This is a genomic window from Streptosporangium sp. NPDC020145 (assembly GCF_040631275.1).
In the GTDB taxonomy this organism is placed as follows: domain Bacteria; phylum Actinomycetota; class Actinomycetes; order Streptosporangiales; family Streptosporangiaceae; genus Streptosporangium.
This window is the reverse complement of record NZ_JBEXZT010000035.1, coordinates 21,897-47,324: the sequence shown is the minus strand read 5'-3', so window position 1 is coordinate 47,324 and position 25,428 is coordinate 21,897. Positions and strand designations below refer to the sequence as shown.

The following is a 25,428-nucleotide window of genomic DNA, read 5'->3' as shown; positions in this document are numbered from 1 at the left end:
GCAAGGGCGAGTAATCAACCCGAGATCCCGACAAGGAGTCACAATGCTCACATTGACGGACACCGCTGCCCAGGTGATCAGGGACCTCAGTTCTCAGGTGGCGGAATCGGAGGACACCGGCGTCCGGATCGCCTCGCAGGCGGACGGCACGGGCTCACTGACACTGTCGGTCGTGAACGGCCCGGAGACGGACGACAAGGTGGTCGAGACGGACGGGGCCCGGATCTTCCTGGACCGGGCGGCCGCCGACATGCTCGACGACAAGGCGCTGGACGCGGACATCGGCGAGGGGGGTTCCGTGGCCTTCCTCGTCACCGAGCAGAACCGCTGACCGCTTCCTGGCCGCCGGGAGGCGCGTCCTGGACGGACGGGCCGCCTCCCGGCGTTCCCCGGAAAAAAGGGGGTGCGGACCCGGGAGGGTCCGGGCGCACCGGGGAAGACCACGACGGGATCGGGTGCCACGCCCAGGCGTGGCACCCGATCCGCGGACGCGGCGCCGGTCCCCTGCCGCCCGCGCGTCCCGCTGTGTCACCGGATGAGCGCCCGCCCTGGCACGGTGACTACGGGGTTCGCGCGGCGGAAGGAGACCGCCGCCATGGCGGGACGGCTGGCCGTCCCGCCCACCGGTCCGCGCTGCACCGGCCCCACGGTGCGCCGGCCGGAGTATCCGGCACCGGTGACCGCGCGCACGCGGACACCGGTCATGCCGGGCCGGCGCGTCAGATGCGCTGCCACAGGGCGGGGACGTTCGGCGGCTCCCACCCGGGGTAGGCGGTGTGGCCCTGGAGGCAGCGGTAGTTCGAGCCACCGTAGGAGACGACGTCTCCGGCGGCGTAGCTCGTGCCCGCGGCCCAGGTGCCACCCGGGTTGCCGGTCGGGGTCGGGGTGCTGCTGTTGGTCGGGGTCGGGGTGGGGGTCTGCGGCGTGCCCGTGAAGTTGAGCACGAAGTCGTAGGTCGCCTCCTTGCCCGAGCCGACCGTCCTGACGTTCATCAGCAGACGCGAGTCGTAGATGGTGTCCGTGCTGTTGCGGGGCTCACCCGGGAAGTACAGCTGCGTGGTCAGGATGCCCCGGCCGGGAGCCTGCACCTTCACGTGGATGTGACGGGTGCGGCCCGGGTACAGGCCCGGCACGATCGTGGTCAGCTTGTAGAAGCCCTGCGCGTTGGTGAACTGGTGACCGCGGAAGGTGTAGCCGGAGTTGTCGTAGTTACCGGCGTTGTCCGCCTGCCAGAAGTCCATCAGCGCGTTGGCGACCGGCTGGCAGGAGCGGTTGAACACGTAACCGCTCACGGTCAGCAGCGTTCCGGCGCCGGTCAGCGTGTCGCGCAGCGGGGAACCCGGCTTGAAGTACGGGCCCTCGGTCTGAGCGATCGTGGCGGGGTCGCCGGTGCCGCAGAACGGCGTCGGGTCGAGCAGCTTGCCCTCTTGCTTGGCGTCCCGAGCCAGGGCGGGCACCCCACCCATCAGCAGCGGGATCGGGGCACCTATGATGGCGGCCTTCAGCAGGGTCTTACGGCTGATGCCCCTGGTGTCATTCTCTTCGTCGAATTCCTCGACGGGGGTGTTCTCGGCGTCCACAATGGCCTCCTTGGCCTTCGGGGGGTCGTGCCTGGCCGCTCCTCCCGGCCGCGCACGGCGCCGACGAGGCCGGTGAGGGACCGGCGATGTGCGATGCCGCCGCGGGCGGGCCGAACGAACCAGGCAGCCTGGACTGGACCAAAGCTGACACCGTGCGGGAGTGGGTTGAACCCCACAGTTTTCTATAACTTCACGCTATGCACCTTTTTCCAGTAAACGAGCAGGTCAAGGCGTTCGCGGATGATTTTCATCTCGCGCCGCCCGTTTTCGGCCACGGGCGAATTGCTGGAATCGGCGGGTCCGTAATACCATGCCGAGCCGTTCGCCCTTCCCTGCTTCTGGCCGCATACAAGGTGTTACGCCTGGAGAGCACACTCTAGACCGTTCCATCCTTCTTGTCGGCGACCTCACGACTCCCGCGGACACGAGAAGAGGCCGGGGGGATCACCCGAAGTGATGGCCATCCGGGGACGGACAGCCCAGACGGGGCGGCGAGGGGACAGACGCGGCCGGCACCCGCCACAACGGTCCACCGCCTCCCGGGCACCGTCACCGGGGGACCCGCACGAGCTCCGATCCGGACAGGAAAACGGCGGCCCGCGCACTCCCCCAAACGGGATATTGACGCCCCCCAAGACCCGGTTTATCTTTTCTTTAAAGAAACTTTCCTAACCATAAGCGCGCTGACCTGCGACATCATCCTCATCTAATCGCCTTCGACGGCGACTTCGGCGCGCCCCGCCCCGGGGGCCGCCTTCTTGCCCGCCCAGGAAGGCCGCGACCCCGGCGCGGACCGGAAAGGCGGGCGGCACACCCGACGCCCACCCCCCAGGAGTCACGCATGAACGCCAGAAGCCGGGTCTCGGCCGTCTGCGCCACCGCGCTGCTGACCGCCACGATGGTGACCGGTACCGCGACGAGCGCCTCGGCGGCCCCAACGGGTTGCAGCTACCAGATCAACGGCCAGACCGCCAGCAGCTACTGCTCGGGTGGCACGGGAGAGCACCGTGTCTTCGTCCTGCAGAAGCACTTCCTCGCCGAGGTCGGATACATCCCGATCTACAGCGAATGGGCCCCGGCGGGCACGACCTCCTCGACCTGGATCACCGCACACCAGATCGTCTCCGTCCAGGTCCAGACACGCTGAACACCCTCTTTCCGTACGGCCCGCGCCCGTTGGCGGGGCCGTACGGAAGGGGATAGCGAGAACGGATACTTGGTCCTGATAAGCCATCCTGAGTGGTAATTCCACCAGTATGATCAACGCGCTGGCCTTCGCCGACGGAGGAGTCGCGGTGACCAAGTTGGAACGTGTTCCCCCGGGGGTCGATCCGACCGTGCCCAGCTCGGCGCGGGTCTACGACTACCTGCTGGGGGGCAAGGACAACCTCGCGGTCGACCGGACCTTCGCCGAACGGCTGCTCACGGTCGCCCCCGACGCCAGGACGACGGCCAGGGCCAACCGCGACTTCCTGGTCAGAGCGGTCCAGGTCATGGCCGAACAGGGCGTCCGGCAGTTCATCGACCTGGGGACCGGCATCCCGACCTCCCCCAGCGTGCACGAGATCGCGCACGCGGCCGACCCGTCCGCCACCGTGGTCTACGTCGACTACGACCCCGTCGTACGGCTGCACGCCGAGGTACTGCTGGCCGGCGGCAAGAACGTGACGAGCGTCCAGGCCGACGTCCGCAGGCCCGGTGACATCGTCGAGGACCCCGAGGTCACCCGGCTGATCGACTTCTCCGAGCCGGTCGGCCTGGTCATGGTCGCGGTGCTGCACTTCGTCACCGACGAGGAGGACCCGGAGGGCCTCGTCGGGGAGTTCGCCCGGCGGGTGGCGCCGGGCAGCCATCTCGCGCTCTCACACGTCATGGCCGAGAGCACGCCCGCCGCGCGGGCACAGCTGTCCTCGGGAACGGCGAACACCCCCATGCAGGTGACCTTCCGCCCGCACGAGCGGGTCCGCGCGCTCTTCGGCCCGTTCGACCTGCTCGCCCCGGGGCTGGTGCCCGTACAGGACTGGCGCTCCGACGACGACGGGCTGCCGCCGCTGCCCGGCGGGGGACCGTCCAGAATCAGAGTTGACGGAGGGCTCGGCCGTCTGGCGGGGCCTGTGAACAGCGGAGGTGCCCGATGAGAGTCGCCGTCGTCGGAGGGGGACTCGGCGGGCTGACCACCGCCCTGCTGCTGAGCCGGGCGGGGGTCGAGGTGACCGTCTACGAGCAGAGCGGTGAGCTGCGTGAGGTCGGCGCGGGCATCATCGTCGCCCCCAACATGGTGCGCCCCCTGGTCAGGGCCGGGCTCGGCGAACGGCTGGCCGAGTTCGCCGTACGCCTTGAGACCGCCTGGGAGATGCGGCGCTGGCAGGACGGCAGTGTGTTGTTCGCCCAGAAGATGGGGGCGGAGTGCCGCAAGCTGTACGGCGTCGACTGCTACGTCGCCCACCGGGCCGACCTGCTGGCCATGCTGGCCGAGGCGCTGCCCGAGGAGATCGTACGGCTCGACCGGCGGCTGACCGGCCTGCGGCAGGACGAGCGGGAGGTCGAGCTGACCCTCACCGACTCCGCGGGCCGGGAGAGCACGGCCGTCGCGGACGTGGTCGTCGGCGCCGACGGGATCCACTCCACCGTACGGCCCACGGTCGTGACCGAGGCGCCGCCGCGTTTCTCCGGGCTGTGCGCCTACCGGTGCCTGGTCCCCGCCGACGCCGCCCCCTCCCTGATGACCAGGCCGTCCCAGACGATCTGGCTCGGGCCGGGCAGGCACTTCGTGCACTACCCGGTCAGCCGGGGACGGCTGGTCAACGTCGTCGCGGTCGTGCCCGCCGGCGAGTGGCGCGTCGAGTCGTGGACGACGGACGGCCGGCTTGAGGACCTGGCCCGGGAGTTCGAGACGTGGGACCCCCGGCTCGGGGAACTGATCGCCGCCGCGTCGGAGACCAAGCGCTGGGCCATGTACGACCGCGGCCCCCTCGACCGCTGGACCGACGGGCGGGTGACCCTGCTCGGGGACGCCGCCCACGCGATGCTGCCCTTCCTCGGTCAGGGGGCCTGCCAGGCGGTCGAGGACGCCACGGTCCTGGCCGGATGCCTGCGGGAGGCGACGCCGGAGACCGCGGCGCGGGCGCTGCTGCGCTACGAGGAGATCCGCAAGCCGAGAGCCTCCCAGGTGCAGCTCGGCAGCCGGGGGCGCGAGGTGGTCAACCACCTGCCCGACGGTCCCGAACAGCGCAGGCGCGACGAGGGCTTCGCCAAGGGCGACCCGCTGCGGCAGAACGCCTGGCTGTACGGCCACGAGGTCGAGGCCGAACTGGTGCACTGAACCGGTGCGCCGGCGCCCGGCCACGGGAAGGGGGACGGCACCGCGGCCGTCCCCCTTCCTTTTCCGCTCCGTCCCGCAGCCGGCTCAGCCGGTGACCTCGACGCCCTTCCAGAAGGCCACCCGTCCCCTGATCTGGGCGGCCTCCTCCTTCGGGTCCGCGTAGTACCAGGCGGCGTCGGGGTTCTCCGCCCCCTCGACGTGCAGCGTGTAGTAGTTCGCCGTGCCCTTCCAGCCGCAGACCGTGGTGGTCTCCGACGGCCTGAGGTACTCGGAGGAGACGGACTCGATCGGGAAGTAGTGGTTGCCCTCCACGATCACCGTCTCGTCGCTTTCCGCGATGATCTCGCCGTTCCAGCGCGCAGTAGCCATGGGCCAAGGTTCGCACACGCCCCCGCGACGGATCGCGCGGGCCTCGGCCCCGGCGGGCCTCAGTGCCGGAACAGGTCCAGCAGTTCCTCGCCCCTGCGGGTACGGACGATCCACACCTCACGGCCCCGCCGTTCGCGGCTGACCAGGCCCGCCGCGACCAGCCGCTCACAGTGGTAGGTGATCGCGCTGGGCACCATCCCCGCCCCGGCGGCCAGGGCGCTCATCGTGGCGGGCTGGTCCAGGGTGTGCAGCAGCGCCGCGCGCACCGGCCCGATCAGCGCCGTCAGCTCGTCGGCCGCCCGGGGGTTGGGCCCGTGCCACAGCGTCTCGGCTCCGGGGACCGGATAGGCGATCCACACCACCTCGGGGTGGTCCAGCTTCACGATCACGGCGTCACGCCCGGCCAGCATCGGCACCAGGATCATCCTGCGGTCGCCGAGGTCGTACCGGCTCGGCTCCAGGTCCGCGATCAGCAGCCCGTCCTCGCCGTACTGGATCCGCTCGCTCAGGGAGCTCAGCAGTACGTCGAGGCCGCCCCTGACGACGGCGGTGCCGACCCGCTCGACCTCCCGGTCCAGCAGGGACGCGGCTCGCGCCCACACCGGCCCCGTCGCGTCCCACACGTCCCCGAGCGCCGCCGCGTACCCCGCCAGCCAGCGTTTCGGCCGGTCGGCGGCCCAGCGCCAGTGCTCGGGCACCCCCTGCTCGCCGAAGGCCTGTTCGAGGTCGGCGGTCAGCTGCTCCTCGGGTACCGCGCGCAGCAGCTCGGCCTGCGAGGCGACGGAGAAGCCCTCGATCGGGGTCTGGGGCACCACGCTGTCGGGGACGACCGAGTATCCCGGCGCGCCGAGCGGCCTGACCGCCTCACGCGCCTGCGGGCCGACCGAATCCTGGATCACCCGCCGCCACCGCTCGGGCAGCCCCCTCCGTCTGCCCGCCAGCGCGTCGGCGATCACGGCCAGAGCCGTCAGATTCGGCGAGATCGACACCGAGACCCTCGGCGCCGAGGAAACCCGCAGTTCGCTCCACACCCGTGTCCCCGTATCCGCCCCCACCCGGGCAACCCTAGTGACCGACCCTCGGAAACGGCGACATTTCACTAAAGCTGGAAACTTCGGTAAACCGGTCGCACAGAGGGCCTCCCGGACGGCGTTCGAACGGCGGGCGGGTGGTTCACGGTCGGCTCACGGTCGGCTCACGGGTGAGAGGAGCCGGCGCGGGGGCAGGGGCGGGACATGACACACGCCATCCACCGGACGGCCCGCCCGGGCCGGATTCTGGTCGGTACGGCCTCCTGGACGGACAGGTCGCTGCTGGAGTCGGGCTGGTATCCCGAGGAGGCCTCGACCCCGGCCGCGCGACTGGCCTGGTACGCCTCGCGGTTCCCGATCGTGGAGGTCGACTCCACCTACTACCACCCGCCGTCACTGCGGACCGTACAGGCCTGGCGGGACCGCACCCCGGCGGGCTTCGTCTTCAACGTCAAGGCGTTCTCCCTGCTCACCGGTCATCCGACCCGCCCCGAGGCGCTCTACAAGGACCTGCGGGACACGCTCGGCGAGGTACCGGAGCGCCTCTATCTGGACGGCGTCGGCCCGCGGATCGCCGAGGAGGTCTGGCGGCGCTTCCTCGGCGCGCTCACCCCGCTGCACGAGGCGGGCAAGCTGGGCGCCCTGCTGTTCCAGTTCCCGCCGTGGCTGCCCGCCGGGGAGCACGGCAGGCGGCGCGTCCTCGAATGCGCCCGCCGATGCGCGCCGATGCGGATCTGTGTCGAGTTCCGCAACCGGACCTGGATGGAGGGGGCCGGCCGCGCCGCGACCCTGGGTTTCCTCGCCGAGCACGACATCCCCTACGTGTGCGTCGACATGCCCCAGGGCCACCCCTCCTCGATCCCTCCGGTGACGGCCGTGACCTCCGACCTCGCCGTGGTCCGCCTGCACGGCCACTCGTCGCGGTGGGTGGGCGGGAACGTCGAGGAGCGTTTCTCCTACCGGTACACCGAGACCGAGCTCAGGCGGTGGGCCTCCCGGATCCTCGCGCTCTCCCGGAGCGCGGAGACGACCCACGTGCTCACCAACGTCTGCTGCGGTGACGCCTCGCAGCGCACCGCCGCCCGGCTGGCCGCCCTGATCGAGGAGTCACGGCAGGCCGGGGACGCCGCGCCCTCCTTCCGCGCCGGGGTCCTCACCCACCCCGCCGCGCGGCGCCGCCCCCGCTGAGGGGTACGGCCCCGTTCCCGTGATCCGTCACCTGGCCCCGCGTCTGGGCGCCGTCATCGCCGCCCTGCGCTCGTCGGGACTCGTCCCACCCCACACCCCGTACATCTGGTGGGTGTTCAGGGCGTACTCCAGGCAGCGGTGCTGCACCGGGCAGCGGCGGCACACGGCCTTGGCCTGCTCGTACTGCTCCCGCCCCGGCCCCTCCGTGGAGACGGGGAAGAAGAGTTCGGGGTCCTCGGTGAGACAGAGAGAACGGCGCGACCAGTGGATGATGGGGATGACGTTGCCCTGAAGAGACATAGGCGATCCAATGACGGTGAGGAAGCTCGACGGTTGGCGGCTCGGCTTCTGGATCGCGTGCCCGCAGGAAGTACATTCATACCTTTTCGGGGGAAAAATCGGGGCGTCTTGACCTCGGATTTCCCTGAGAAGCCGCCCGTCAGGGGCACGATCTCCGAACCTCCGCGCTCCTTCCCGCCCGCCGATGACGGCCGCCGGAGGCCGGCGGCCCTCCCGGGCCGTCCGCCGAACTCCCTCAGGACACCCGTCGGCCCTGCCGTACGACCACGACACGGCCACGACATGGATATGGCACAGGTCACGTTCCACCCGTCTCCCAGCCGGAGCGGGCCACGATCTCCGGCCTCGCACGGCGTGCGGGACGCCGCCTGACGCGATCGACGTGGTCGATCTCGTCGGAAGTGTCGGGAAATATCCGTGCACCAATTCCCGCAAAGGGCTCGTTTGTCGCGCTTTTACGACATGTCAGCACCAGATACACCGGAGACAGAAAAAAGCGCCATCGATGACATATCGCTGTCGTCCCCAAAGGACCAAAACGATCATATTCTATTTTTTGAGATAAACCCTCAGTACTTTACTTTCCAGTTGCTCGACAACGTTGAAATCCAGACCCTCGATGCACAATCATTGTCCCTGGCGATCCGCAGGGAGCCGAAAGGCACTCACGCTGATTCGCCCAGAATTTCCCATTAGTCTCCATGGAGGAATACCATGATCCGTCGCGTTATCGTCGGCGCGGCCGTCGCAAGCGCCCTGGCTGTCGCCGCCATGACGCAGGCCACCGCGGCCTCCGCTGCTACCGACCCCTTCCCGTCGCCCTACCACGTGCCGCCGTTCCACGTCGGCCACGACCAGGACGTCGACGTCACCAGCAGCGAGACCACCTGCTCCACCAACAACCAGGGTCTCGGCCTGCTCCTGGGCCTCGGCCTCGGCCTGAACCTGTGCGACGTCAACATCCCCATCCTCAGCCCTAGCAGCAACAACAACTAGGCGCCTGTGACGGCCGCTCATGTGCACAGCGGGCACCGTCATAGAGGCACGAGGATTCTCACGTAGCACCAACCCCTGACGCGAAGAGTGACTGGCCAGCGCTTTTCTCGTCAGGGGTTTTTCATGCCCCAAGCACGACAAACCGGGCGCGGCACGCCTTTTCATGTCACTTCTCAAACTTGAGACTTGACGGGCATGCCACACCAAAAGGCGATAGCCCGGCTTTCCTCGCAATTCCTGGCAAGCTCGTAAATCACCGATGAGCCCTGCCCTTTCCCTACAGCAGCGGCCCGGGAAAGACCTCCAACGATGCGGGGCGGGCCCCTGCGGGCGCGGTCTGTATGGTCATGGCCATGACCCTGCGCGTGGTGATCGCCGACGACGAGGACCTGACCCGCACGGGGCTGCGGATCATCATCGACTCCGAACCCGGGCTCACCGTGGTCGGCGAGGCGGCCGACGGCGCCGGGGCCCTGACCGCCGCACGCGAACTGCGCCCCGACGTGGTGCTCATGGACGTGCGGATGCCCGCGGTGGACGGCGTCCAGGCCGTCCGGCACCTGCTCTCCCCGCCCGAACCCCCCAAGATCATCGTGATCACCACCTTCGGCAACGACGACCTCGTCTACGAGGCGCTGCGAGCCGGGGTGAGCGGCTTCCTGCTCAGACGGACCCGCCCCGACGAACTCGTCCAGGCGATCAGGACCGTGGCCGCCGGAGACCGCCTGCTCTTCCCCTCCGCCGTACGCACCCTCGCCGCCCTGCACGGCGACGGCAGGACCGTCCCCGGCATCGGCAGGCTCACCGAACGCGAGGCGGACGTCCTGCGCCTGATGGCACGCGGCCTGTCGAACGGTGAGATCGCCGTGGAACTGGCCGTCGGCACGGACGTGATCAGGACGCACGTGAGCGACGTGCTGTCCAAACTCGACGCCCGCGAACGCCCCCAGGCCGTCATCGCCGCCTACGAGTCGGGCTTCGTCTCCCCCAGGTGACACCGCGGGCCCCGTGAGCCACCCGGCGGGACGCCTCAGATGGGGGAACCGTCGTCCTCGTCGCCCTCCCCCGGCCCCGGCCTGCCACCGCCGCTCTCCGAAGGGGACGGCGAGGGGGTCGGCTGTCCCGGCTCGGTCGTCGCGGGAACCGGCGGCGGAGTCGGCACGAACGTCGTCTGCGGGCGCGGCCTCGGCGGCGGCGCCCCCTCCTCCTGCCTGCGCAGCAGCACCAGCAGCATCACGGCCAGCAGCACCAGCAGCACGGCGAGCGTGGCCGTGGCGAAAAGCACGGAACGACGCGTCTCGACGGGCGGCGGCGCTCCGACCGGCGGCGCGGGCAGCGCGGGCGATCGATCGCTCACCCAGTGCGGCGCGAAGTCGGGGCCGTGCCGCTCGCCGATCAGTGTGCCGCGCACCAGCACCGGTTCGAGGAAGCGCTCCGCCCCCGCCCTGCCCGGTTCGTACGGCGTCGCCACCCACGGCGCGTCTCCGCCGTCCATCGCCAGAACCTGGGGCATCGTGTCCGCGACCGCCGTACGGCCGCGGGCCGCCCTGACCATCCAGCCCCGCATCCCCGAACGGCTCGCCGCCGCCTCGCGGATGCCGGTGACGAAGCGGTCGCGGGCCGCGGGGTCGTGCGCGGCGCCCCTGGTGAGCACCGCGACCGAGACCTGCCTGCCGTCGGAGCCCTGCCCGAGGTAGACCAGCCCGGCGGGACCGACCCCCAGCCGCGCCCGCAGCACGAAGGGCCCCAGGTGGGGCGGGTCACCGTGCTGAAGCGGACTGGCCACGCCTGCCATGAAAGCACACGGCGCGGACGTCCCCTCGTCCACACGGGCACCGCGTTGTGGGTAGGAACGGGAAATGGGCACCCGACCAGCCGTGCGACCCGGCACTTCATTTGGTGGAATGTCAACATGACCGTCGCGGAAGAACTGCCGAGCGAGACCGACGCCGGACTGCTGCGCGAGGCCCTGGCCGAGGTCCGGCGGGTCATCGTGGGCCAGGAGCACATGGTCGAACGCCTGCTCGTCGCCCTGCTCGCCCGTGGCCACTGCCTGCTGGAGGGCGTGCCCGGGGTGGCCAAGACGCTGGCGGCCTCGACGCTGGCCACCGTCGTCGGCGGTGACTTCGCACGTATCCAGTTCACCCCCGACCTGGTGCCCAGCGACATCGTGGGAACCCGGGTCTACCATCCCTCCCGCGAGGAGTTCGACGTCGAGCTCGGGCCCGTGTTCGTCAACTTCCTGCTGGCCGACGAGATCAACCGCGCCCCGGCCAAGGTGCAGTCGGCGCTGCTTGAGGTCATGGCCGAGCGCCAGGTGACGCTCGCGGGACGCACCCACCGGCTGCCGAGGCCGTTCATCGTGCTGGCCACCCAGAACCCGATCGAGTCCGAGGGCGTCTACCCGCTGCCCGAGGTCCAGCGCGACCGTTTCCTGTTCAGGATCCGGGTCGCCCACCCCAGCGCCCACGAGGAGCTGGAGATCCTGCACCGGATGAGCGTGACCCCGCCTGAGCCGAGGACCGTGCTCGACCCGGCGCGGCTGATCGCGCTGCAGGCCGCCGCGGAACAGGTGTCGGTGCACCACCTGGTCGCCGACTACGTGGTCCGGCTGGTGATGGCCACCCGCTCCCCCGCCGAGTACGGCCTGGCGGAGCTGGCCGACGACATCGAGATCGGGGTCAGCCCCCGCGCCACCCTCGGCCTGGTCGCCGCAGGCCGCGGCCTGGCCCTGCTGCGGGGCCGCGACTACCTGCTGCCCGACGACGTCCGCGACGTGGCCGCCGACGTGATGTCCCACCGCCTGATGCTCACCTTCGACGCCCTCGCCGACGGGGTGAACCCCGATGACGTGGTCGGGCGGGTGCTGGCGGCCGTGCCCCCGCCCCTGGTCGTGTGGAACCAGGACTCACGGTGACGGGCGTCACCGGCGCCTCGGAGCGGGCGCTGCGACGGCTCGAACTGACCATCGTCAGACGCCTGGACGGCCTGCTGCACGGCTCCTACCAGGGGTTGCTGCCCGGCCCCGGCGGCGAGTTCGGCGACAGCAGGGTCTACGTCCCCGGTGAGGACGACATCCGCAGGATGGACTGGGCGGTGACCGCCCGCACGACCGTCCCGCACGTGCGCGACCTGATCGCCGACCGGGAGCTGGAGACCTGGGCGCTGGCCGACCTGTCGCCCAGCATGGACTTCGGCACGGACACGATGGAGAAGAGGGACCTGGTGGTCGCCGCGGTCGGTGCGATCGGCTTCCTGACGAGCCGGATCGGCAACCGGTTCGGCGCCTACGTCCTGCACGACGAGTACGTCCACCGGATGCCCGCCAGAGGCGGCAGGCCCGCCCTGTACGGCCTGCTGAACTCCCTGGCCCAGGCGCCCAGGGGCCGTCCCGTCGCGGACGCCCCCGACCTGGCCGAGGCGATCGAGGTGCTGGCCTCGGCGCGGCGGCGGCGCGGCCTGCGGGTGGTGGTCTCCGACTTCCTCGACGCCGCCCCGGTCCTCGATCCCGGCGCCGAGCCGCCCTGGGAACGGCCGATCCGCCGCCTGGCCGCCCGGCACCAGGTGCTGGCCGTCGAGGTGATCGACCCGCGTGAACTCGAACTGCCGCCGGTCGGCCTGGTCACCCTGACCGATCCGGAGACGGGCCGCGCCCGCAGGATCCGCCTGACCGGCAGGGTCCGCGCGGCCTACGCGCGGGCCGCCGCCGCCCAGCGGGAGGCCACCGCGGTGGCGCTGCGGCGCTGCGGGGTCTCGCACCTGGTGCTGCGCACCGACCGCGACTGGGTGGCGGACATCGCCCGCTTCGTCCTGCGGCAGCGGCGCACGGCCCACCTGGCGCACCGGTCCATCGTCCCCGGAGCGGCCAGATGACCTTCCTCTCACCGGCGTGGCTGTGGCTGTTCGCGGTGCTCGCGCTGCTCGTCGCGGGCTATGTGGTCGCCCAGTTCGCCCGGCGGCGCTACGCGGTGCGCTTCACCAACCTGCCGCTGCTGACGCTGGTCGCCCCCTCCGGACCCGACTGGCGCAGGCACCTGGCTCCGCTGCTGTTCCTGCTGATGATGGGCCTGCTGGTCGTCGGCGCCGCCCGGCCTGCGGACTCCGTACGGGTTCCGCGCGACCGCGCCACGATCATCATCGCGATGGACGTCTCGCTGTCGATGGAGGCCGCCGACGTCCCGCCGAGCAGGCTGAGCGCCGCCAAGGAGGCGGCCCAGCGGTTCGTCAGGGACCTGCCCGAGCGCTTCAACGTCGGCGTCGTCGCCTTCGCCCGTTCGGCCTCGGTCGTGGTCTCCCCCACCACCGACCACCAGGCCGTCGTCACCTCCATCGGCAACCTCACCACCAGGGCCGGCACCGCCATCGGCGAGGCGGTCTTCAGCTCGATCGACTCCCTGCGCTCCTTCGACCAGCAGGCCGTCACCGACCCGCCGCCCGCGGCGATCGTGCTGCTGTCCGACGGCGACAACACCTCGGGCCGCTCGGTCGGCGACGCCATCGACGCCGCGATGAACGCGCGCGTGCCGGTCTCGACCATCGCCTACGGCACCCAGGAGGGCACCGTCTCGATCGACGGCCGCGACGTGAACGTGCCGGTCAACAAGACCACCCTGCAGTCCCTGTCCGAGGGCACCTCGGGACGGGCCTACGAGGCGGAGTCGGGCAGCCAGCTGCGGGAGGTGTACGAGCAGATCGGCACCTCGCTGGGCTACCGCACGGTCAACCAGGAGGTCAGCCAGTGGTTCGTGGTCGCGGCGATCGTGACCGGGCTGCTGGTGGCCGTGACGGCGGGGCTGCTGGGATCACGGCTGCCCTGACCGGGTCCCCACCGTTGGTAACGTTCTACGACGTGGCCCACTACTTCGAGGAGCGTCCCCAGACCGCCAGCCGCCCGGGCTCGGTCACGCTCGTGCTCCCCGACCTGCACCTGAGACTTGAGACCGACAGCGGGGTCTTCTCCCCCGAGCGGGTCGACCAGGGGACCCGCATCCTGCTGGAGAGCGTGCCCGCCCCGCCCGCGACGGGCGACCTGCTCGACCTGGGCTGCGGTTACGGGCCGATCGCGCTGACGATGGCCTCACGCGCGCCTGAGGCGACCGTGTGGGCCGTGGACGTCAACCGCAGGTCGGTCGAGCTGTGTGCGAGGAACGCCCGGACCGCCGCCCTTGACAAAGTAAGGTCGGTGCACGTCGACGAGGTCCCCTCCGAGGTGCGCTTCTCCGCCATCTGGTCCAACCCGGCGATCCGCATCGGCAAGGCCGCGCTGCACGAGATGCTGGCCCGCTGGCTGTCCCGGCTGACCCCGGACGGCCAGGCCCATCTGGTCGTCCAGAAGCACCTGGGCTCCGACTCCCTGCAGCGCTGGCTGAACGATCAGGGCTGGCCCGCCGAGCGCGCCGCCTCCCGCTCCTCCTACCGGATCCTCCGGGTCGGCGCCCGCCCCGCGGACCAGGAGCGGTGAGCGGGCCGATGGGCGAGACGAAGAACGACAACGGACGAGGAACGGTGAACGACCGATGACCGCCAACCCGCGCAGGCAGCTGCGGCCGACCGACGTCAAGCGGCTCAACCGCACCTGGCGCAGGAACACCGGGGGACGCCTGGCCCTGATCGTCGAGTCGGTGACCGGCCCGTTCAACATCGGCTCCATCTTCCGTACGGCCGCCGCGTTCGGTGTGGACCGGATCTGGCTGGCGGGCAACGCCACTCCCCCGACCAACCCGAAGGCGCAGAAGACCGCCCTCGGCACCGACCGCCTGGTCGCCTGGGAGGAGCCGGTCCCCTCGGCGGAGGCGGTGCGGGCGGCCAGGGCCGAGGGGTTCACGGTGGTCGCGATCGAGCTGACCGGCGACGCCGTACCGCTGCACGAGGCCAAGCTGGACGGTGACGTGTGCCTGGTGGTCGGCGGGGAGGACCACGGCTGCTCCCCCGCGCTGCTTGAGGCCGCCGACGCCGTCTGCTACATCCCGCAGGTCGGCCGGGTCGGCTCGCTCAACGTGGCGGTCGCGACCGCCATCGCGGTCGCCGAGGTGCGCCGCAGGGAGTGGGCCGGCCTCCCGGCCGGGGGCGAGGTGACCGGAGGGCAGTGAGCGGCCCGCCGGAGGCGGGTGGTTCCCGAACGTTCAGCTTCCGGCGATGACGGGCCGTGCCCGTAACGGGCATACTCCTGCACGTGCAGCCCCGTTACGCCTTCCTCGACCATCCCGGCCCGCTCGCCTTCGCCCACCGGGGCGGGGCGGCCGAGGGCCGGGAGAACACCCACGCCGCGTTCGCCCGCGCCGTCGAGCTCGGATACACCTACCTGGAGACCGACGCGCACGCCACCTCGGACGGGGTGCTGCTGGCCTTCCACGACCACACCCTGGACCGGGTGACCGACCGGCGGGGCCGCATCGCCGAGTTGCCGTACCGGCTGGTGCGTCAGGCGCGGATCGACGGCGTCGACGAGATCCCGCTCATGGACGACCTGCTGGGCTCCTGGCCCGAGGCGCGCTTCAACATCGACGTCAAGGAGGCCTCGGCCATCGCCCCGCTGGCCGAGGCGATCAGGCGGACCGGCGCCTACGACAGGGTCTGCCTGACGTCCTTCTCCGACGAGCGGCTCGCCCGCGCCCGCGCCGCCGTCGGCAGGCCGGTCTGCTCCTCCCTGGGGCCGCGCGGGGTGGCGGCCCTGCGCGCCGCGGCCACCACGTCGGGCTACGGCCGCCTGCTGGCCCGGCTGGCCCGCGCGGGCGTGCCGTGCGCGCAGGTCCCGCTGGGCTTTCGCGGGCTGCGCGTCACCACGCCCGCGCTGGTGCGCACCGCGCACGCCCTCGGCATGCAGATCCACGTGTGGACCGTCAACGACCCCCGGGAGATGGAGCGCCTGCTCGACCTTGGGGTGGACGGTGTGATGACCGACAACATCTCCGGCCTGCGCGAGGTGCTCCAGGCCCGAGGGCAGTGGCACCCCGGCGCCGCCTGACCCCTCTCTCCGTGAGCGCACGACCCCCCGTCCCCCCGTGAGCAAAGGACGCCCATGACCGCAGGACAGGCCGTCGAGGAATCCCCCCTCGCCCGCCGCAGGCAGCAGCGCGGCTGGTACTTCTACGACTGGGCGAACTCCGCCTTCAACTCCACCGTGCTGACCGTCTTCCTCGGCCCCTATCTGACGACGATCGCCGAGAACGCCGCCGGGGGCAGGCCGTACGTGCCGGTGCTCTGGTTCGACGTACGGCCCAGCGCCTACTACTCCTTCGTGGTCGGGGCGGCGGCCGTCCTGCAGATCATCCTGATGCCCGTGGCCGGGGCCCTGGCCGACCACACCGGGCGCAAGAAGGAGCTCATGGGGTTGTTCGCCTACGTCGGCGCCGGGGCCACGGTCGGCATGTGGTTCGTCTCCGACGGGAGATACCTGCTGGGCGGGGTGCTGTTCATCGTGGCCAGCCTGGGGTTCTCGACGGCGTTCGTCGTCTACAACTCGTTCCTGCCGGAGATCTCGACCGCCGACGAACGCGACCGGGTCTCGGCGCGCGGCTGGGGCTTCGGCTACCTCGGCGGCGGCCTGCTGCTGGCCCTCAACCTGGCGCTCTTCCTGGGGCACGAGACCCTCGGCGTCTCCGAGACCGACGCCGTGCGCATCTGCCTGGCCTCGGCGGGCCTGTGGTGGGCGGGGTTCACGATCATCCCGATGCTGAGGCTGCGCAACCCGGGATCGGCGGCCGGGGCGCACGGCACGGTCGTCACGGGCAGTTTCAGGCAGCTGGGCCGTACGCTCGCGGAGCTGCGCAGGTATCCGCTGACGCTGGCCTTCCTGGTGGCCTACCTGATCTACAACGACGGCGTGCAGACCGTCATCTCCTTCTCGGCCACCTACGCCGACAAGGAGCTGGGGCTGAGCCAGACCTCGCGGATCGCGGCGATCCTGATGGTGCAGTTCGTCGCCTTCGGCGGCGCCCTGCTGCTGGGCAGGCTGGCCTCCTCCTACGGGGCCAAGCGGGTCGTGATGAGCGCGCTGGTCGCCTGGATGGCCGTGGTCGGCGTGGCCTACTTCCTGCCGAGGGGCTCGGCGCTGCCGTTCTTCGCGCTGGCCTTCGCGATCGCGATCGTGATGGGCGGCACCCAGGCCCTGTCGCGTTCGTTGTTCTCCCATGTGATCCCGGCGGGCAAGGAGGCCGAGTACTACAGCCTCTACGAGATCAGCGACAAGGGTTCGACGTTTCTCGGTTCCTTCGCCCTGGGCGTGGCCCTGCAGCTGACCGACAGCTACCGGCTCGGCGTGCTGTCGTTGCTGGTGTTCTTCCTGGTCGGCCTGGTGGCGCTGGGAGCGATCAACCTGCCGAGGGCGATCAGGGCCGCCGGAAACAAGGTGCCGGAGCGCATCTGAACGGCTCTCGCCGCAGACCGGGTCAAGAAGGCGCGATTGGATCACCCCGGGTGTGGGAATCCACACACGGTATCAAGCGTTGTACGCCGTGGGAGACGAACCCCTCACGACGGGGCCCTCAGGAGGCATTGAGACATGGGCGAGCGTGCGCTACGCGGTACCCGACTCGGGGCGACCAGCTACGAGAACGACCGCAACACCGATCTGGCCCCGCGCCAGGAGGTGTCCTACACCTGCCCGAAGGGCCATCGATTCGACGTTCCCCTCGCCGCCGAGGCGGAGATCCCGGCGACCTGGGAGTGCCGGATGTGCGGTGCGACGGCGCTACGGGTGGACGGAGAACTGCCGGAGACCAAGAAGGTAAAGCCCCCGCGGACCCACTGGGACATGCTACTTGAGCGCCGCACCATCGAGGATCTGGAGGAGGTCCTCAACGAGCGCCTGGCCATCCTGCGCGCACAGCGCCGCAAGAGCGCCTGACCCGGCCAGCGCCCTTCGCGTCCCCCCGGTTCCTCGGTCGAGGAGCCGGGGGTCGGCGTCTCCGCCCTTTTTTCTCACCTTCTCGTCTCACCTTCCGGTCCTTGCGCCCCGTGCTCGGCACCCCCTGCCTGCGCCGATACTGAAAACGTGCTGAGCAGTCAACGCCTGCGGGTGCTCCTTGAGGTCTTCAGGACCGGGAGCATAGCCGGGGCAGCGCGTGTCCTGCGGCTCTCGCCGTCCGCCGTGTCCCACCAGCTGTCGAAGCTGGAGGAGGAGGCGGGTGTCGGCCTGGTCGAGCGGGGCGCGCAGAGCCTGCGGCTGACCGGGGCGGGACGGCGGCTGGCGACCAGGGCCCAGGAGGTCCTGGACATCATCGAGGCGGCGGAGAAGGACCTGCTGGCCCAGGCCAGGGCCGACGCGGGCCAGCTGCGGATCGGGTTCTTCGCCTCCGCCGGATACCGGCTGCTGCCGCTGGCGCTGTCGACCTTCACCGCCCGTCATCCCGCCGTCGAGCTGGACCTGGTGCTCGGCCAGCCGCACGAGCTGCTGCCCGACCTGGAGCGCGGCGCCCTGGACGTGCTGGTGGTCTTCGAGCACGCCCTCGACCCGTGGAAGGCCCCGGAGGGGGTCGAGGTCACCCACCTGTTCGACGAGCCGCAACTGCTGGTCGTACCGCTCGGCCACCCGGCGGGCCAGCGCCCGCGGGTACGGCTGGCGGACCTGGCCGATGAGCCGTGGATCACCACCTACGGCACCGACACCCCGGTCTCGGTCCTTGAGCGGGCCAGCGCCCTTGAGGGGTTCAACCCGACGATCCGCTGCCGCAGCGACCATTACGAGGTGACGCTGGGGCTGGTCAGGGCCGGGCTGGGGGTCGCCCTCGTGCCCAGTCTCGGCGCGCAGGGCGCCTCGGGCATCCAGGTGTGCCGCCTGGACGGCCCGAGGCTCTACCGCAGGATCGGGGCGGCGGTCCGGCCGACCAACCCCAACCCGGCGCTGCGGTCCTTCATCGACTATCTGCGCGACGCCTCGGCCCAGATCCGCAACGCCCTGCGCTGAGCGCGGCTCAGGCGCCGGTGAAGACGCCGGGGACCCGGCCCCGCCAGGGCAGGGCCTCCTCCAGGTGGGAGGCCAGCCGCAGCAGCAGGTCCTCACGGCCGTACGGCGCGACCAGCTGCACGCCGATCGGCAGCCCGTCCCGGCTCCAGCCGAGCGGCAGGCTGACGGCCGGCAGCCCGGCGATGTTGAACACCACCGTGAAGGGGCCGTACTCGAAGAGGCTCTCGTGCCAGCTGGTCATGGTGTGGCCGGGGTCGTCGTAGCGCAGGGTTCCGTGCGGCGCGGGCAGCTGCCCCAGGGTGGGGGTGATGAGGAGGTCGTGCCCGGTGAAGAAGGCGCCGACGGAGCGGCTGATCCGGTTCTGCGCGGCGAGGGCGCCCATCAGGTCGAGGGCGCCGAGGTCTCCGGCGACGTCGAGGGCGTGCCTGGTGACCGCCTCGAACCGTTCGGGGTCAGGGGGCGTCCCAGGGGTCGTTCCCGGGGCCGCGGCCGAGGCGACGCAGGCGACGGCGACCGGCACGACGCCGCCGATCACGAGGTCCCAGTCGACCTCGGGGCTCGCCTCGGTGACGAGGTGGCCCATTCCCTCCAGGGTCCTGCCGGTCGCGACCGCCGCGGCGGCCACCTCGGGGTCGACCGCGGCGCCCGACCAGGCCGTGGTGGTGACGGCGATCCGCAGCCTGCCGGGGTCCGCGCCGATCTCCTCGGTGTAGCGCCTGGCCGGGGGCGGCGCGGTGTACTTGTCGCCCGCGGCGGGGCCGTGGACGGCGTCGAGCAGGGCGGCGGCGTCCCTGACGGTGCGGGTCAGCCCGAAGTCGCAGGACATCCCGAACGTCACCTCGGCGGCGTCGGGGCCGCTGGAGACACGGCCCCGGCTGGGCTTGAGCCCGACCAGGCCGCAGCAGGAGGCGGGGACACGGATGGAGCCCGCGCCGTCCGTGCCGTGCGCGAGGGGCACGGCGCCCGCGGCGACCAGGGCGGCGGCGCCGCCGCTCGATCCGCCGACGCCGCGTTCCAGGTCCCAGGGGTTGCGGGTCGGCCCGTGCTTGAGCGACTCGGTGGAGAAGCTGACCACCATCTCCGGCACGGTGGTCAGGCCCAGGGTGACCAGGCCCGCGGCCCGCAGCCGGGTCATCAGCTCGCTGTCGTGGCCGGGGACCGTCTCCAGGCCCCTGCTGCCCAGGAAGGACGGCACGCCCCGCGCCATCGGCCCGCTGTCCTTGATCAGGAAGGGCACGCCCGCGAGCGGCCCGTCCGCCGCGTGGTCGAGCGCCGGGGAGAACGGCGGCAGGGCCAGGGCGTTGAGTTCGGCGTCGGCCGCCTCCAGCGCCCTTCTGGCGGCCTGTTCGACCTCGGCCGCCGTCACCTCGCCCGCCGCGATCAGGTCCCGCAGCCCGACGGCGTCGTGACGTGCGTACTCGTGGAGCTCCACTGGCGTTCCTCCCGTCGGCGGGCCCGTGTCATGTCGTCCCGCTCCTGCCTTCGAACAGTGTTAGCGCGTTCCAGCGATGGATTTCCACTGTTTCCTGGGCTTTTCTGGCGAAGAGCGACAAATAGCCGGGGTTCCCTGCCCGTACGGCGGACGGAGGAGCCGCCCGCCGTACGGGGCCTCAGGAGTCCTGTCCGGTGAGCCCGGCCAGGGCTCCGACGCGCAGGCCCGCCTCGCGGACGCGCCGGACCAGGGCGTGCTCGCTCCCGGCGGGACCGTTGGCCAGCACGGCGTAGCCGATCCTGCCGCCGGGGCCGATCATCACCCCGACGTCGGTCCGCACCCCGGTGTCGGTTCCTGTCTTGTTGGCCACCCACACCATCCCCCGCGCAGGCACCTGGGGAACCTCACGGTCCTCGGCCTCGTGCGGCAGCAGGGCCGGGACCAGGCTCCGGTCGCCGTTGTGCGCCATCCAGCGCAGCATGAGCCGGGTCCACTCCGTGCGCCCGTCGAGCCCTGCCGCGAACGCGGCCAGCTCACCCGCCGTGCCGACGGCGAAGGTGGGCGGGTGCGAGGGCAGCCGGGGCTCGCGGATGCGGTCGAGGACACGGGTCCGGACGAAGCCCAGTTCGGCGGCGCCGCGCGCCACCTCCTCCAGGCCGACGCGGCGCAGCAGCGCGTTGGTCGCGGTGTTGTCGCTCACCGAGGCCACGAGCACGGCCAGGTCGGCGACCGTCCAGGAGGGGGCCGACAACAGGCCGAGCAGCCCCGAGCCGCCGCAGCGGTCCTCCTGGCGCAGTTCCACCGGTTCGGCGGGGTCGAGCTCCCCCGAGACGATCCGCCGGGCGGTCACGGCCAGCAGCAGCAGTTTGCCCGCGCTGGCGAGGACCATCTCGGTGTCCTCCCGGAGGGCGAGCAGCCCGGGCACCGAGACCGCGAGGGTGCCCGGTCCCTCCTGGTCCACCACCTCGGCGCTCATGCGGCCAGCACCCTTCCCGGCCTGGCGCCGGTCTCCGCGCCGTCGCGGACCACGGTCCGCCCGGCGACGACCACCCGGTGCACCCCGGCCGGCGGCAGGAGCGGGTCGGTGAAGGTCGCGTGGTCGGCGATCGTGGCGGGGTCGAAGACGACCAGGTCGGCGTGGGCGCCGTCGGCGATCACACCGCGCCCCCGCAGGCCGAACCTGGCCGCGGCCATGCCGGTCATCTTGTGCACGGCCGTCTCCAGGCTGAGCAGCCCCAGGTCCCTGGCGTAGTGGCCGAGCACCCGGGGGAAGGTCCCGGCCCAGCGGGGGTGGGGACGACCGCCCGGCTTGGGCACGCCGTCTGAGCCGATCATCGAGTACGGCGCCGCGAGCACCCGCCGTACGTCCTCCTCGACCATGGAGTGGCTGATGATCGTGACCTCGCCCTGCTCGGCGACGAGCAGGGCGGCGGCCACGTCGAGGGGGTCCTGGCCGCGGGTGACGGCCAGCTCGGCGATCGTGAGCCCCTCCGTTTCGGAGTGGCGCGGCGCACAGGCGATCGAGATGCGATCCCAACCTCCGTTGCCGACGGTGTTCTCCCATCCGGGGACACCTTCGGCGATGGCAAGGCGCATCAGGTCGCGCTGGCCGGGGTCGGCCAGGCGTGCCGTCAGCGCGGAGATCCCGCCCTCGGAAGCCCATGGCGGAAGCATCGCGCCCAGCGCCGTACTCCCCGCAGTATAGGGATAGACGTCACATGTCACATCCATCCCGTCTGCACGAAGAGTGGAGATTCTGGGGAGGGTGCGCTCCGTACGGCCCCATGCGTACTTTCCCGCCGTCTTGTGGTGGGAGACGTGCAGCGGGGCGCCGCTCCTGGCGGCGATCTCGACGGCCTCCTCAAGCGCCTCCTCCACCCGGGACATCTCGTCGCGCAGATGGGTGACGTACGGCTTGCCGTGCCGGGCCGCGACGGCCGCGAGCGCGACGACCTCGTCCGTGCCCGCGTAGGTGCCGGGGGTGTAGATCAGCCCGGTGGAGAGCCCTGCCGCCCCGGCGGTCAGCGCCCGGTCGAGCAGCAGGCACATGGCCTCAAGCTCCTCGGGGGTCGCCGCCCGGTCGACGGGGCCCATCACCCCGCTGCGCAGCGTGCCGTGCCCGACCAGGGAGGCCAGGTGGTTGGCCCTCGGCACGGCGGCGTGCGCGGCGCCGAACTCCGCGAACCCCTCGTACATGCCGACGTCACCGCCGAAGTAGACGCGGTTCTCCGCGCCCATGGCGGCCAGCCGTCCCGGCAGCGCGGGGAACAGGCTCGAACCGCAGTTGCCGGAGATCTCGGTGGTCACGCCCTGCAGCACCGAGGCCATGACCATCTCGCGGCCGAGCTCGCCGTCGATCAGGGTGACGCCGTCGGAGTGGGTGTGCACGTCGATGAAGCCGGGGGCGACGGCCAGGCCGGTCACGTCGGCGACCTCGTCGGCGGTGGCCGGGGCTCCCGGGGGAAGCAGGGTGAGGCGTCCGCCGGCGACGCCGACGTCGGCCGGGCGCGCGGCGTCCGGGGAGTCCGTCCCGTCGATCACGAGGCCGCCGCGCAGCAGCAGGTCGAAGTGGTTCACAACACCTGCCCGAGGAAGGCGCGGAAGCGGTCGTTGGCCGGGTTGGCGAGCACCTGCCGGGGGTCACCCTGCTCGACGATGACGCCGCCGTCGATGAAGACCAGGTTGTCGCCGACCTCGCGGGCGAAGCCCATCTCGTGGGTCACCACCATCATCGTCATGCCGCTGGCCGCCAGGTCCCGCATGACCGCCAGGACCTCCTGGACCAGTTCGGGGTCCAGGGCGCTCGTCGGCTCGTCGAAGAGCATGAGCTTGGGGTCCATGGCCAGGCTGCGGGCGATCGCCACGCGCTGCTGCTGGCCGCCGGACAGCTGGGCCGGGTAGTGCGTGGCCCGCTCGGCGAGGCCGACCCGTTCGAGCAGTTCCATCGCCCGTCTTCTGGCGGCCTCCCTGGGGACGCCCTTGACGACGACCGGGCCCTCCATGACGTTCTCCAGCGCCGTGCGGTGCGGGAACAGGTGGAAGCGCTGGAAGACCATGCCGATGTCCTGCCGCTGGGCGCACAGCTGGGCGGGACGCAGGTGGTGCAGGCGTTCGTCCCGCTCGGTGTAGCCGATCAGGTCGCCGTCGACCCAGATGCGGCCCGAGTCGATGGTCTCCAGGCGGTTGACACAGCGCAGCAGCGTGGACTTGCCCGAGCCGGAGGGGCCGACGACGCAGACCACGCCGCCGACGGGCACGTCGAGGCTGATGCCCTTGAGCACCTCGACGGGGCCGAAGCACTTGCGCACCGAACGGATCCGCACCATGGGCCGCGTGGACGCGCTCCCGGTGACTGCCGCGGCCATCACACACTCCCCTTGCCGAAGGGCCGCAGGTTGCGGCGGACCCTGGTCTGCAGCGCGTGGTGGCCGCGCTCGAACCGCTTCTCGATGAAGTGCTGGCCGACGCTCGCGATGGTGGTGAGCACGATGTACCAGATGGAGGCCACGATGAGCATCGCGATGACCTCGAAGTTGCCCAGGTAGATGCGCTGGGAGACGGTCAGCAGCTCGGCTCCGGCGATGACCGAGACCATCGAGGTGGTCTTGAGCATCGAGATGAACTGGTTGCCGGTCGGCGGGATGATCACACGCATCGCCTGCGGGAGCACGACCCGGCGCAGCACCTGCCGGTGCGACATGCCGAGCGCCTCCGCGGCCTCACGCTGTCCCGGATCGACCGAGCGGATGCCCGCCCTGACGATCTCGGCCATGTAGGCGCCCTCGTTGATGGCCAGGCCGAGCAGCGCCGCGGTGAAGGGCGTGATCAGCTCGTTGGCCTGCCACTCGATCAGCTTGGGGCCGTCGAAGGGCACACCGATGCCGAAGGAGGGGAAGACCAGCCCGATGTTGAACCAGAAGATCAGCTGGACCAGCAGCGGGGTGCCGCGGAAGAACCAGGTGTACAGCCCGGAGGCGGCCCGCAGGACGGGGCTGCCGGACAGCTGCATCACGGCGGCGAGAACGCCCAGCGCCAGGCCGATCACCATGGACAGCACGGTGAGCTGGATGGTGACCCACAGACCGCCGAGGATCCTGCCGTCGGTCAGGTACTCGACGATGACGTCCCAGTGCAGGTTCTCGTTGACGATGATCGTGTAGAGCAGCCAGACCATGGCGAAGACGGCGACCACCGCCGCGATCCACCTGCCGGGCCTGGGCGGGCGGATCGCGTCGATGGGCAGGTGCGGTTCGGGCGCCGTCCGCGCGCCGGTGGCCGCCTCGGGGGCGCCTGTCACTTCCACGGCTTGGTGTTGACCATCGTCTCGGACACGGCGTTGGAGGTCACGCCGTACCTTTCGAGGACCTCCTTGTAGCCGCCGTCGGCCAGCAGCTCCTGCATGGCCTTGGCGACGGCGTCGCGCAGGCCCGCGTTGTTGCGGTCGATCGCGATGCCCCAGGGGCCGGCGTCGTACTGCTCGGGCAGCACGTCGTACTTGCCGGTCTCCTTGGCGTACATGGCGGCGACGGGCGAGTCGACGATGGTGGCGACCGCGCGGCCCGAGTCGATGCTCAGCAGGCCGGTCGGCGCGTCCTCGCTCTGCATGATCTGCATCTTCTTGGCGCACTTGTCGTTCTGCCGCTGCCCGATCGCGAGGTTCGAGCTGCCCTTGGCGAGCACGACGACGCGGCCGCACAGGTCCTCAAGGTTCTTGACGCCCTCGGGGTTGCCCTTCTTGACCATGACGGCCCCGCCCGCGTTGAAGTAGTCGACGAAGTCGACGGCCGCGCGGCGCTCCTCGGTGTCGCTCATGGAGGACATGACGATGTCCCAGCGCTTGGCCTGCAGGCCGGGGATCAGGCCGTCGAAGGCGGCGTTGGTCACCTTGATCTTCAGGTCCAGCTTGGCGGCGATCGCGGCGGCGAGGTCGGGGTCGACGCCGATGAGCTCCTGGGTGCCCTCCTTGTACATCTCCATCGGGGGGTAGCCCTCCGAGGTCGCCATGCGCAGCTCACCGGTCTTGCGCACGGCCTCGGGCACCAGGTCCTTGGCGGTCTTGCCCGCCGCGGCGGCCGCGCCCGTGTTCGCGTCCGTCTCCGACGCCGAGCGCCCGCAACCGCCCGCGAGCGCCGTGACGATCAGGGCGGCAGCAATGACGGAATAAGTCCTTTTTGTCATTTAAGCTCCTGTTTTGCGAATAGTTGAGCTTATGCTGCCGACGGCAGGTAACGGTCCCAATGCAGGTGAATGCTTGCGAGTCTGAGCATCGAAAACTTCGATGCTCAGACCGGACAAATGCCTTAAAG

27 protein-coding genes are annotated in these 25,428 nt (G+C 71.1%); 16 read left to right on the top strand and 11 right to left on the bottom strand.

Annotation, left to right across the window (positions count from 1 at the left end):
* Positions 1-43: 43 nt before the first annotated feature.
* Positions 44-331: a Fe-S cluster assembly protein HesB gene (locus ABZ463_RS37060; RefSeq protein ID WP_352013292.1), complete on the top strand. Its 288-nt coding sequence runs from the start codon at positions 44-46 to the stop codon at positions 329-331.
* Between the two features lie 388 nt (positions 332-719).
* On the opposite strand, the gene ABZ463_RS37055 is transcribed toward ABZ463_RS37060, so the two are convergent.
* On the bottom strand, positions 720-1,580 hold the full coding sequence (locus ABZ463_RS37055) for a carbohydrate-binding protein (RefSeq protein ID WP_352013291.1): 861 nt from the start codon (positions 1,578-1,580) through the stop codon (positions 720-722).
* Between the two features lie 841 nt (positions 1,581-2,421).
* Here ABZ463_RS37055 and ABZ463_RS37050 point away from each other — a divergent pair.
* The 3 genes from ABZ463_RS37050 to ABZ463_RS37040 all read left to right on the top strand — a co-directional run bounded on the left by ABZ463_RS37050 (position 2,422) and on the right by ABZ463_RS37040 (position 4,902).
* Positions 2,422-2,727, top strand: coding sequence for a hypothetical protein (locus tag ABZ463_RS37050; RefSeq protein WP_352013290.1), 306 nt, complete (start codon positions 2,422-2,424; stop codon positions 2,725-2,727).
* A gap of 148 nt (positions 2,728-2,875) precedes the next feature.
* Entirely contained in the window at positions 2,876-3,718 is an 843-nt protein-coding gene (locus ABZ463_RS37045; protein ID WP_362783888.1) for an SAM-dependent methyltransferase, read from the top strand.
* The gene (locus ABZ463_RS37040) at positions 3,715-4,902 is read left to right on the top strand and encodes an FAD-dependent monooxygenase (protein WP_352013288.1); all 1,188 of its coding nucleotides are present in this window, start codon (positions 3,715-3,717) and stop codon (positions 4,900-4,902) included. The genes ABZ463_RS37045 and ABZ463_RS37040 overlap by 4 nt, the downstream gene beginning before the upstream one ends.
* 84 nt (positions 4,903-4,986) lie before the next feature.
* Here the strand turns inward: ABZ463_RS37040 and ABZ463_RS37035 are convergent, their stop codons facing one another.
* Together ABZ463_RS37035 and ABZ463_RS37030 are read right to left on the bottom strand one after the other, a co-directional pair.
* Positions 4,987-5,271 (bottom strand): DUF427 domain-containing protein, encoded by a 285-nt coding sequence (locus ABZ463_RS37035; RefSeq protein ID WP_352013287.1) that lies wholly within the window; start codon positions 5,269-5,271, stop codon positions 4,987-4,989.
* A 59-nt stretch (positions 5,272-5,330) separates the two neighbouring features.
* Positions 5,331-6,326 (bottom strand): winged helix-turn-helix domain-containing protein, encoded by a 996-nt coding sequence (locus tag ABZ463_RS37030; RefSeq protein WP_352013286.1) that lies wholly within the window; start codon positions 6,324-6,326, stop codon positions 5,331-5,333.
* 180 nt (positions 6,327-6,506) lie between these two features.
* On the opposite strand from ABZ463_RS37030, the gene ABZ463_RS37025 reads away from it, so the two are divergent.
* The gene (locus ABZ463_RS37025) at positions 6,507-7,490 is read left to right on the top strand and encodes a DUF72 domain-containing protein (protein WP_362783884.1); all 984 of its coding nucleotides are present in this window, start codon (positions 6,507-6,509) and stop codon (positions 7,488-7,490) included.
* Positions 7,491-7,517: 27 nt separating this feature from the next.
* On the opposite strand, the gene ABZ463_RS37020 is transcribed toward ABZ463_RS37025, so the two are convergent.
* Positions 7,518-7,790, bottom strand: coding sequence for a WhiB family transcriptional regulator (locus tag ABZ463_RS37020; protein WP_352013284.1), 273 nt, complete (start codon positions 7,788-7,790; stop codon positions 7,518-7,520).
* A gap of 714 nt (positions 7,791-8,504) precedes the next feature.
* Between ABZ463_RS37020 and ABZ463_RS37015 the strand changes: the two genes are divergently transcribed.
* Both ABZ463_RS37015 and ABZ463_RS37010 read left to right on the top strand, forming a co-directional pair.
* Complete coding sequence (locus ABZ463_RS37015) at positions 8,505-8,786, top strand: hypothetical protein (RefSeq protein WP_352013283.1); 282 nt, start codon at positions 8,505-8,507, stop codon at positions 8,784-8,786.
* A 353-nt stretch (positions 8,787-9,139) separates the two neighbouring features.
* On the top strand, positions 9,140-9,781 hold the full coding sequence (locus ABZ463_RS37010; RefSeq protein WP_362783880.1) for a response regulator transcription factor: 642 nt from the start codon (positions 9,140-9,142) through the stop codon (positions 9,779-9,781).
* A gap of 35 nt (positions 9,782-9,816) precedes the next feature.
* Here the strand turns inward: ABZ463_RS37010 and ABZ463_RS37005 are convergent, their stop codons facing one another.
* The gene (locus ABZ463_RS37005; protein WP_352013281.1) at positions 9,817-10,581 is read right to left on the bottom strand and encodes a hypothetical protein; all 765 of its coding nucleotides are present in this window, start codon (positions 10,579-10,581) and stop codon (positions 9,817-9,819) included.
* Between the two features lie 117 nt (positions 10,582-10,698).
* Here ABZ463_RS37005 and ABZ463_RS37000 point away from each other — a divergent pair, with 117 nt between their 5' ends.
* From ABZ463_RS37000 to ABZ463_RS36960, 9 genes are all read left to right on the top strand, one after another.
* Positions 10,699-11,703, top strand: a complete 1,005-nt coding sequence (locus ABZ463_RS37000) for a MoxR family ATPase (RefSeq protein ID WP_362783877.1) — start codon at positions 10,699-10,701, stop codon at positions 11,701-11,703.
* Positions 11,700-12,659, top strand: coding sequence for a DUF58 domain-containing protein (locus ABZ463_RS36995; RefSeq protein WP_362783874.1), 960 nt, complete (start codon positions 11,700-11,702; stop codon positions 12,657-12,659). The genes ABZ463_RS37000 and ABZ463_RS36995 overlap by 4 nt, the downstream gene beginning before the upstream one ends.
* Entirely contained in the window at positions 12,656-13,603 is a 948-nt protein-coding gene (locus ABZ463_RS36990; protein ID WP_352013278.1) for a VWA domain-containing protein, read from the top strand. The genes ABZ463_RS36995 and ABZ463_RS36990 overlap by 4 nt, the downstream gene beginning before the upstream one ends.
* A 32-nt stretch (positions 13,604-13,635) precedes the next feature.
* Positions 13,636-14,247, top strand: a complete 612-nt coding sequence (locus ABZ463_RS36985; RefSeq protein WP_362783870.1) for a methyltransferase — start codon at positions 13,636-13,638, stop codon at positions 14,245-14,247.
* Between the two features lie 55 nt (positions 14,248-14,302).
* Positions 14,303-14,875: a TrmH family RNA methyltransferase gene (locus ABZ463_RS36980; RefSeq protein WP_362783868.1), complete on the top strand. Its 573-nt coding sequence runs from the start codon at positions 14,303-14,305 to the stop codon at positions 14,873-14,875.
* Positions 14,876-14,958: 83 nt separating this feature from the next.
* Positions 14,959-15,750: a glycerophosphodiester phosphodiesterase gene (locus ABZ463_RS36975; RefSeq protein ID WP_352013275.1), complete on the top strand. Its 792-nt coding sequence runs from the start codon at positions 14,959-14,961 to the stop codon at positions 15,748-15,750.
* 54 nt (positions 15,751-15,804) lie between these two features.
* Positions 15,805-17,151, top strand: a complete 1,347-nt coding sequence (locus ABZ463_RS36970; RefSeq protein WP_362783864.1) for an MFS transporter — start codon at positions 15,805-15,807, stop codon at positions 17,149-17,151.
* A gap of 135 nt (positions 17,152-17,286) precedes the next feature.
* Entirely contained in the window at positions 17,287-17,631 is a 345-nt protein-coding gene (locus tag ABZ463_RS36965) for an RNA polymerase-binding protein RbpA (protein WP_352013273.1), read from the top strand.
* A 147-nt stretch (positions 17,632-17,778) separates the two neighbouring features.
* Positions 17,779-18,690 (top strand): LysR family transcriptional regulator, encoded by a 912-nt coding sequence (locus tag ABZ463_RS36960; RefSeq protein ID WP_362783861.1) that lies wholly within the window; start codon positions 17,779-17,781, stop codon positions 18,688-18,690.
* Positions 18,691-18,697: 7 nt separating this feature from the next.
* Here the strand turns inward: ABZ463_RS36960 and ABZ463_RS36955 are convergent, their stop codons facing one another.
* The 6 genes from ABZ463_RS36955 to ABZ463_RS36930 all read right to left on the bottom strand — a co-directional run bounded on the left by ABZ463_RS36955 (position 18,698) and on the right by ABZ463_RS36930 (position 25,300).
* Positions 18,698-20,122 carry an amidase gene (locus ABZ463_RS36955; protein WP_352013271.1) on the bottom strand — a complete coding sequence of 475 codons (1,425 nt, stop codon included), beginning with the start codon at positions 20,120-20,122 and terminating at the stop codon, positions 18,698-18,700.
* Between the two features lie 178 nt (positions 20,123-20,300).
* Complete coding sequence (locus ABZ463_RS36950) at positions 20,301-21,098, bottom strand: serine hydrolase (RefSeq protein ID WP_362783858.1); 798 nt, start codon at positions 21,096-21,098, stop codon at positions 20,301-20,303.
* Positions 21,095-22,699, bottom strand: coding sequence for a D-aminoacylase (locus tag ABZ463_RS36945; RefSeq protein ID WP_362783855.1), 1,605 nt, complete (start codon positions 22,697-22,699; stop codon positions 21,095-21,097). Before ABZ463_RS36945 ends, ABZ463_RS36950 begins: the two co-directional genes overlap by 4 nt.
* Positions 22,696-23,487, bottom strand: coding sequence for an amino acid ABC transporter ATP-binding protein (locus tag ABZ463_RS36940; RefSeq protein WP_352013268.1), 792 nt, complete (start codon positions 23,485-23,487; stop codon positions 22,696-22,698). The genes ABZ463_RS36945 and ABZ463_RS36940 overlap by 4 nt, the downstream gene beginning before the upstream one ends.
* Positions 23,487-24,425, bottom strand: a complete 939-nt coding sequence (locus tag ABZ463_RS36935) for an amino acid ABC transporter permease (RefSeq protein WP_362783852.1) — start codon at positions 24,423-24,425, stop codon at positions 23,487-23,489. The genes ABZ463_RS36940 and ABZ463_RS36935 overlap by 1 nt, the downstream gene beginning before the upstream one ends.
* On the bottom strand, positions 24,416-25,300 hold the full coding sequence (locus tag ABZ463_RS36930) for an ABC transporter substrate-binding protein (protein ID WP_352013266.1): 885 nt from the start codon (positions 25,298-25,300) through the stop codon (positions 24,416-24,418). Before ABZ463_RS36930 ends, ABZ463_RS36935 begins: the two co-directional genes overlap by 10 nt.
* Positions 25,301-25,428 lie beyond the last annotated feature (128 nt).

What these genes read in the sequence shown, in the direction of transcription:
- ABZ463_RS37050 (WP_352013290.1), top strand. Translation starts at nt 2,422, where the DNA reads ATGAACGCCAGAAGCCGGGTCTCGGCCGTCTGCGCCACCGCGCTGCTG.
- ABZ463_RS36990 (WP_352013278.1), top strand. Translation starts at nt 12,656, where the DNA reads ATGACCTTCCTCTCACCGGCGTGGCTGTGGCTGTTCGCGGTGCTCGCG.
- ABZ463_RS37000 (WP_362783877.1), top strand. Translation starts at nt 10,699, where the DNA reads ATGACCGTCGCGGAAGAACTGCCGAGCGAGACCGACGCCGGACTGCTG.
- ABZ463_RS36930 (WP_352013266.1), bottom strand. Translation starts at nt 25,300, where the DNA reads ATGACAAAAAGGACTTATTCCGTCATTGCTGCCGCCCTGATCGTCACG.
- ABZ463_RS36970 (WP_362783864.1), top strand. Translation starts at nt 15,805, where the DNA reads ATGACCGCAGGACAGGCCGTCGAGGAATCCCCCCTCGCCCGCCGCAGG.
- ABZ463_RS37015 (WP_352013283.1), top strand. Translation starts at nt 8,505, where the DNA reads ATGATCCGTCGCGTTATCGTCGGCGCGGCCGTCGCAAGCGCCCTGGCT.
- ABZ463_RS37020 (WP_352013284.1), bottom strand. Translation starts at nt 7,790, where the DNA reads ATGTCTCTTCAGGGCAACGTCATCCCCATCATCCACTGGTCGCGCCGT.
- ABZ463_RS36980 (WP_362783868.1), top strand. Translation starts at nt 14,303, where the DNA reads ATGACCGCCAACCCGCGCAGGCAGCTGCGGCCGACCGACGTCAAGCGG.
- ABZ463_RS37010 (WP_362783880.1), top strand. Translation starts at nt 9,140, where the DNA reads ATGACCCTGCGCGTGGTGATCGCCGACGACGAGGACCTGACCCGCACG.
- ABZ463_RS37040 (WP_352013288.1), top strand. Translation starts at nt 3,715, where the DNA reads ATGAGAGTCGCCGTCGTCGGAGGGGGACTCGGCGGGCTGACCACCGCC.
- ABZ463_RS37035 (WP_352013287.1), bottom strand. Translation starts at nt 5,271, where the DNA reads ATGGCTACTGCGCGCTGGAACGGCGAGATCATCGCGGAAAGCGACGAG.
- ABZ463_RS37060 (WP_352013292.1), top strand. Translation starts at nt 44, where the DNA reads ATGCTCACATTGACGGACACCGCTGCCCAGGTGATCAGGGACCTCAGT.
- ABZ463_RS37005 (WP_352013281.1), bottom strand. Translation starts at nt 10,581, where the DNA reads ATGGCAGGCGTGGCCAGTCCGCTTCAGCACGGTGACCCGCCCCACCTG.
- ABZ463_RS36965 (WP_352013273.1), top strand. Translation starts at nt 17,287, where the DNA reads ATGGGCGAGCGTGCGCTACGCGGTACCCGACTCGGGGCGACCAGCTAC.
- ABZ463_RS37025 (WP_362783884.1), top strand. Translation starts at nt 6,507, where the DNA reads ATGACACACGCCATCCACCGGACGGCCCGCCCGGGCCGGATTCTGGTC.
- ABZ463_RS36940 (WP_352013268.1), bottom strand. Translation starts at nt 23,487, where the DNA reads ATGGCCGCGGCAGTCACCGGGAGCGCGTCCACGCGGCCCATGGTGCGG.
- ABZ463_RS36950 (WP_362783858.1), bottom strand. Translation starts at nt 21,098, where the DNA reads ATGAGCGCCGAGGTGGTGGACCAGGAGGGACCGGGCACCCTCGCGGTC.